The following is a 7,017-nucleotide window of genomic DNA, read 5'->3' as shown; positions in this document are numbered from 1 at the left end:
AAGGCACGCATGGGTGCTCGCCAATCGGGCTCACGTTCCCAGCCTCACGACGTGGTGCTTTTGCCGATGCCCTCATGGATCGAAGGCGCGTTGCGCGCCGGTTATCTCTTGCGAGGCCTCATCCAATGCAAATGCTTTCGTGGCGCAACATTTCCCTTGGTATCAAGCTGGCGCTTACCGCCTGCCTGCTCTTTACGCTCGTCTTCGCCGGATTCACATGGACGTTGACACGTGCGGCGGGCGGACAGGTTACCGAGGAGGCGTTCGCGCGCATGCACGGCGACGACCGTGCCATAGCGAGTTTGATCTCCCTTTACGATAAGGGGCTCGTTGCGCAAGTTGCGCGCTTCATGTCGCTTTTCGAGTCGTTCCTGCCTGGGCCCTATGCGCTCGATGTGCAGCATACGGTCGACATCGGCGGTCACGCGGTGCCGGTATTTTCTGCCGCGGGCAGAACGCTCGATCTCGACTTTACGGTACCCGACGATTTCCTTGCACGCAGTGGTACGGTCTCTACGGTCTTTGCGCGTAGCGGCGACGATTTCATTCGGATATCGACGTCGCTAAAGAAGCAGGACGGTTCGCGAGCAATTGGGACGTTGCTCGATCGCAGCTTGCCCGCCTATCGAGCGCTAATGGCCGGCGAGACGTTCAGCGGCCTCACCGAGCTCTTTGGTCATCATTTCATCACCGAATACAAGCCCGTGCGGGACGCGGCCGGGAGCGTAATCGGCGCGCTCTTTGTCGGTGTCGCGGTGTCGGCCGAGGTTGCGTCGGTCGAGGACCAGATTCGCCAGTTGAAGATCGGCACAAGCGGCTATTACTTCGTGCTCGATGCATCGAGCGGCCCGAACCGCGGCAAGCTCCTCGTGCACCCAACGGCTGAAGGCCGTATGGCGAGCGACCTTGGCGGACCATGGGCTCGCATGCTCGAACTGAAGGATGGGGAGATCGCCTACACATCGGCCGACGAAAGCGCCGGCGGGTCCGCGCCGAAAGCGAACGTCGCCGTCTTCCTCACGGCGCCCGAGTGGCACTGGATCGTCGGTGGGGTTGTGCCACGCGACGAATTGACGGCCGGAATTCAGGCGATACGCGACCGCTTCCTCTTGATCGGACTGGTACTCGTGATCGCATTCGGTGCCGTGTTTCACTTCATCGTGCGCCGCCTCGTAAGCCGCCCGTTGTCAGCCGCGGTGAAAGTGTCCGAACGTCTCGCCGCGGGCGATCTCAGCGTGCATCTGGCAACAGCAAGGACCGACGAAATTGGCCAGCTCATGCGGGCCATCGACGGTATCGGCACGGGGCTAGCCACGATCGTCGAGCAGGTGCGCGGCGCATCGGACGACATCGGCGAGCGCACTATTCAGATCGCGCAAGCCAACGAGGACATGGCGAGCCGTATCGCCAGTGAGGCAGCGAGCCTCGAAGAAACGTCGGCGAGTGTCGAAGAGTTGACTTCCACGGTGAAGCACAATGCGCAAAACGCCGAGCAAGCCAACGCGCTAGTGGAAAGCACGGCGCAAGCGGCGCTCGATGGAGGTCAGGCCGTGCAGCGCGTCGCCTCGACGATGGATGAGATCAGCTCGTCTGCGAACAAGATTGCCGATATCACGCGCGTCATCGAAACCATCGCCTTTCAGATCAACATCCTCGCGCTGAACGCAGCCGTGGAATCCGCCCGTGCCGGAGAGCACGGCAGGGGCTTTTCCGTTGTGGCCGCGGAAGTGCGAGCGCTCGCGCAGCGCAGTGCGGCAGCCGTCAAGGAAGTCGACGCACTCATCGCGGAGTCGGTCAGCAAGGTGCAAACCGGCCACAGCATTGCGGCACAGGCGCACACCGCCATGCAGGCCATTGTCGGCCGTGTGCAGCAAGTGCGCGCCGTCGTGGCGGAAATCGATATCGCAACGCGAGAGCAGGCGGGCGGTATCGAGCAGGTCAATCGCGCCGTGACCCACATCGGGGAAGTGGCGCAGCAAAACAACGCACTGATTGCCGATACCGAGCGCAGCATGGCCGGCCTGCGCGATCAGGCTGAGCGTCTCGCGCAGGCGGTCAGCGCGTTTGAGACCGAACCGGCTGACAATCAGATCCGCGCGTGACCGGGTGCTTATTGGCTTGTCGAGCCCGTCGCGCCGTTCCAGCTCCGGCTCTCGAGCAGTCTTTCGATCAGCCCCTGACGCGGCGCCTCGCGATCCCAGGTGGTGTGCGTGTCTTCTCCGATCACGAGTTGCAGTATGCCCCGGTTGTCGCCCCGTACGGCCGGCCAGCTCGGCAATGCGCCCTGGCCTGCACCGGCCACGGATAGGCTGTTGGCTGACGCTTCGCCGTTCGGGTTGCCGGTTTTCACGAATTGCTCGATGTAGCCAGAGAAGGTGCGCGAGACTTCATAATCCTGGGCCGTCCACGCAAATTTGCGCTTGTTTCTCATATTGCCGAGCGCGTACTCGATCTCTGCGCTGTGCACCGCGCCGAGCACGGGTTGCGGCTGCGGCAGCGGCCGTTGCTCGTCGTCCATCTTGGGAGGGCGGGGGTGCGCGAAGCGATAGAAATAGACGGGAGCACGCCCGGTTTCTCGATGCGCTTGCATCCAGCGCCATGTGCTATGGCCCATGAACAAGTCGCTCGCGAGCGCCGTACCTGCGTGCATGACCTCGTTGTTGTCATGGCCTGGGTATTGGGCGAGCACTTCGTCTGAGCGGTTGGGGAACAGGGCCTTGACCGTCCGGAGCCAGTTCTCAGGCGTCGGCGCTGTTTGGCCAAGGATGGCGGTGAAGTGGGCCTCCTGCGAGTTGGCGCCCACAAGGAGCGGCACCGGCGCTTGTCCGCCCGTATTGAAGACGAACTCGGGCGAATCTGTCAGGAAGTGGCTGTCGATATGCGGCCAGAACATCGAGCGTTTCCCTTCCATCGACGCATCGAGGATCCTCTGTGCCGGCAGCGCTCGCAATTGCTGCAGCGACGTGGCGTCGACGCGCTCGGCGAACTGCGTGGCCGCGCGCTCGGCCTGCTCGCGCTCCCATAGTTTGTGAGTTGCGAACGCGCCGCCGCTTTGGCCGATCGCGCGCGCGAACAGCCCGCGCGACAAGGGCGACGCCATGTGTGCGCTCACCGCGATGGAGCCGGCCGAATTGCCGGCGATCGTGACTTTCGAGGGGTCTCCGCCGAACTTGGTGATGTTGTCGCGGACCCATCGTAGTGCTGCAACTTGGTCGAGCAGACCGTAGTTGCCGGCCGCGCCGTGTGGCGATTCACGTGCGGCTTCAGGTAGGGCCAGGAACCCGAAGGCGCCAAGACGGTAGTTGACGGTGACCATGACAATGCCGCGTGCGGCGAGATTGGCGCCGTCGTAGCGCCCTTCTGATCCGTCTCCGTTCATGAAACCGCCGCCATGGAAATAGACGAGCACGGGCAGCTTTTCGTTGAACTTGCTGTCTGCAGGCGCCCAGACGTTCAGATAAAGGCAGTCCTCGCTCATCTCTGCCGAGCGAAATTCCTGAGGGGACGCTTTGGCTTGCATGCAACGAGGCATGAACTCGCGTGCTGTCCGTACGCCGGCCCATCGCGCAACCGGCTGTGGCTCACGCCAGCGGAACTCGCCCACCGGAGGCGCGGCATAGGGAATGCCGCGAAATATCTGCAAGTGCGTTTGCCCGGCCGGCATGCGCAACCCTTCGATGACGCCGTCGGACAGTTGCACCTTCGGCGCAAGCGGTGCAGGGGTGGCTTGCGCGAGCGCCGGATGCAAGCAGGAAACCGCCAAGGCCACAGCGGCGGCGGCACGTGAGAGTCCAACCTTCTCGATTGTGAACTTCATTATTGCCTCCTTGAATGCCCACGCTGGTGCTCGACATGGCGCCAGTTTTCGCGGGACACCTCGATCATCGAAGGCGTCGAATTCGAGAGACTGTCTCTTTTTTAAATAGGACGAAATAACGCCGCTTATGTCGGCCGCCAGCCAAGACGAACGTCTGCGATGCCGCTCGCTCGCGCAGACCTTGCGGCACGACATGGGCATGCTGCGCCACCGTGATTGACCACGCATGCAAGCAAAGAGGCGACTCCCTCTGGATTGCTGACCCCGCATGGGTGTGGTGTGTAATGGCGGTGGCATGCGGTGGCGTGAAAGAGTCGAAGCACCTCACGGCTAACGGCTGTTGAAGAATTCCTGGATGAATGCCTGCTGGGCTGTGCGGCGATCCTGAAAGGTGTACGTCTGCGTTCCCAGGCTTTGACGCGTGGGAGCGTCTTGCTCCTCGCGTACGGCTGGCCACTTCGGTAGCCCACCTCCGTTGGGATTGCCCGTCTTCACGAACTGAGCGATATAGCCGGAGAAAATACTCGACACCTTGCGGTTATCACTTTGCCGCGCAAAGCGCGATTCGCTGTCCAGATTGGCCAGCGCATATTCGATTTCGGCACCGTGTGGGGCACCGGCAGCAGGCTGAACGTTGTTGCGGCCCGCAACGGCGCGTTCGGGCGGGGGGGAATGGGTGTACTCATAGAAGTACACCGGCGCGTGCGCGGTTTTCCGATGCATGTCCATCCATCGCCATGTGCTGTGCGCGACGAACAAGTCTCCGGCAAGCGCGTTAGCAGAGCGCAGCACTTCGTCTTCATCGTTGCCGGGATAGTGAATCAGCGCCTCGTCGGCGTGCTCGCGAAACAACGTCTTGATCGTTTGGCGCCAGACTTCGGGTGTGTGGGCTTGGCTTCCTAACACCAGCCTGAAGTCGCGCTCCAGATTGTTGTTTCCGATCAAAAGCGGTACGCGCGCCTGTGCGCCAGAGGCGAACTGCGATTCCGGGGTACTGGGCAGGAAATGGCCATCGACGCTGGGCCAAAACTGGAATGCCGGCTTTTCCGCGGGACCTGTAAGGCTCAGCAACTGCTCGGCCGATAACGCACGTAGCGTTTGCAACGAATCGGCGCCGACGTGCTCGGCGAATTGGGTCGCCGCTTCGTTCGCTTCGCTGCGTTCCCAAAATTTAGTCGGCGAGAATGCCCCGCCACTCGAGCCGATCGCGCGCGCGAAAAGCCCGCGCGACAACGGCGAGGCCATGTGGGCGTTCACTGACATGGCGCCGGACGATTCGCCCGCTATCGTCACCTGATCGGGATCGCCGCCGAAACGCGAGATGTTCTCGCGGACCCAGCGCAATACCGCTACCTGATCGAGCAAGCCGTAATTGCCAACGGTTGCGTGCGGCGATTCTCCTGCGGACTCGGGCAGCGCGAGAAACCCGAATACACCCAGCCGGTAATTGGCCGTGACGGTGACAATGCCGCGCGCCGAAAGATTCGCGCCGTCGTAGCGCGCCTCGGAGCCGTCGCCGGTGTCGAATCCGCCGCCATGAAAATAGACGAGTACCGGCAGCTTTTCGCCGTCGCTGCGTGCGGGTGTCCAGACGTTCAGATAGAGGCAGTTTTCGCTCATCTGCTGCGAGCGAAAGTCCAGTGAGGGTGACGCCAGTTGCATGCAGCGCGGCGCGAAATCGGTCGCGGCGAGCGCACCCGCCCATCGAGCGACAGGCTGTGGCTCACGCCAGCGAAATGCTCCGATAGGAGGTGCTGCATAGGGAATGCCACGAAATACCTTGACCTCGGTGTCGCCGATTTGTGTGCGAACCCCTTCGACCTTGCCGCCGTGCATCAGCTCGATCTGCGGCCCGGCATCGGGCTGAGCCGCAGCTGCGGCAGAGGGCATCACGCATGAGCACGCGATGGCGAGTGCAGCGGCCACAGCGCGCCGCCGCGTCGCATTTGAGAACGAGAATCTCATCCTTGCCTCCTTGATGTGGGCCATGACCGCACTATGCGGTTGGCGGTACCCATCATCCGGAGGATCGAATTTGAGATCGCATCTCTTTTGTTACTAGGACGAAGCGAAGCCGACGCAAAGCTTATCGCGAGCGGAATGCGCGACGGTTGCGCCGCGCCGTGGCAAGCCTCATTCAAGCGTTTGGCTGGCGCGGCGTTCGCATCAGGGACACCAAGGATCGTCGCTCAGGAGTCTTCCGGCGGGCTCATGCGGTCATAGAACCGCAACATGAACGCCTGCTCGGCCGCACTGTGATCGATTACGGTTCGGGGTTGCTTGGCGATGATTTGTCGGGTGAGGCCGTCGTTCTGTTGGCTCACGGCTGGCCACTCCGGCAATCCGGAGCCGTTTGGATTGCCCGTCTTCACGAACTGGGTGAGGTAGCCGGAAAAGATGCGCGAAACCTCACGGTCGTCCGACGTCCAGGCGTAGTGCGGCTCGTCGTCGAGATTGCCCAGGGCGTATTCGATCTCTGTGCCATGCAGCCCGTCAAAGCGTGACGGTGAGGACTCGCCTGTAGCCGATGCTTCGAGCGCAAGCGGATGCGTATATTCATAGAAGTACACTGGCGCGTCACCCGTTTGTCGCTGCAGGTCCATCCAGCGCCACGTGCTGTGCTCGTCGAACATGTCTTTCGTGAGCCGCTTGGCCGAGCGTGTCACCTCTTCCTCGGTACTGCCTGGAAAGTAGGTGAGCCCTTCTTCGGCTAGAGATCCTAGCAAAATGCTCAGCGACTTCCGCCAGCCGTCGGGGGTGAGGTCCATTCCGTGCAAGCTGGCTTCGAGCTCTTGCTCTCGGGCGTTTGTGCCCACGAAGAGTGGAACCCGTGCCTGCCGGCCAGTGCTGAAAGACGTCACCGGCATGGAGGGGAGAAAATACCCGTCCACACTGGGTCCGAGCCGAAGGGTGGTTGTTACGTCGCCGATTTCATCCTGCATCGCGTCGGCATCCATGGTGCGCATTTCCGCGAGGGAAGTGTCCTCCATGATTCGCTGGGAAAGCTCCTGCGCCTTCGTTCGGCTTAAAAGCCCCATCGGCGTGAAAGCGCCGCCGGAGAGGCCAATGGCGCGTGCGAAGAGTCCACGCGACAACGGCGAGGCCATGTGTGCACTCACCGAAATCGCGCCCTCCAACTCGCCGCCGATCGTGACTTGGTCCGGATCCCCGCCGAACTGCGCGATGTTGTCGCGAACCCA

At 62.1% G+C, this 7,017-nt stretch carries 4 protein-coding genes; 1 reads left to right on the top strand and 3 read right to left on the bottom strand.

What is annotated here, in order from left to right; all coding sequences use genetic code 11:
* Window positions 1-125: 125 nt before the first annotated feature.
* Window positions 126-2,102 carry a methyl-accepting chemotaxis protein gene (locus tag VL598_RS00100; protein WP_325324667.1) on the top strand — a complete coding sequence of 659 codons (1,977 nt, stop codon included), beginning with the start codon at window positions 126-128 and terminating at the stop codon, window positions 2,100-2,102.
* An 8-nt stretch (window positions 2,103-2,110) separates the two neighbouring features.
* Here VL598_RS00100 and VL598_RS00095 read toward each other — a convergent pair whose 3' ends face one another.
* The 3 genes from VL598_RS00095 to VL598_RS00085 form a co-directional block, all read right to left on the bottom strand.
* Window positions 2,111-3,817: a carboxylesterase/lipase family protein gene (locus VL598_RS00095; RefSeq protein ID WP_325324666.1), complete on the bottom strand. Its 1,707-nt coding sequence runs from the start codon at window positions 3,815-3,817 to the stop codon at window positions 2,111-2,113.
* A gap of 330 nt (window positions 3,818-4,147) precedes the next feature.
* The gene (locus VL598_RS00090) at window positions 4,148-5,782 is read right to left on the bottom strand and encodes a carboxylesterase/lipase family protein (RefSeq protein WP_325324665.1); all 1,635 of its coding nucleotides are present in this window, start codon (window positions 5,780-5,782) and stop codon (window positions 4,148-4,150) included.
* Window positions 5,783-6,006: 224 nt separating this feature from the next.
* A partial coding sequence (locus VL598_RS00085) for a carboxylesterase family protein (RefSeq protein WP_325324664.1) occupies window positions 6,007-7,017 on the bottom strand: 1,011 nt, incomplete at its 5' end.

The sequence above is a fragment of the Trinickia sp. genome (assembly GCF_035492435.1).
Taxonomy (GTDB): domain Bacteria; phylum Pseudomonadota; class Gammaproteobacteria; order Burkholderiales; family Burkholderiaceae; genus Trinickia.
This window is presented reverse-complemented; position numbering and strand designations above follow the sequence as displayed.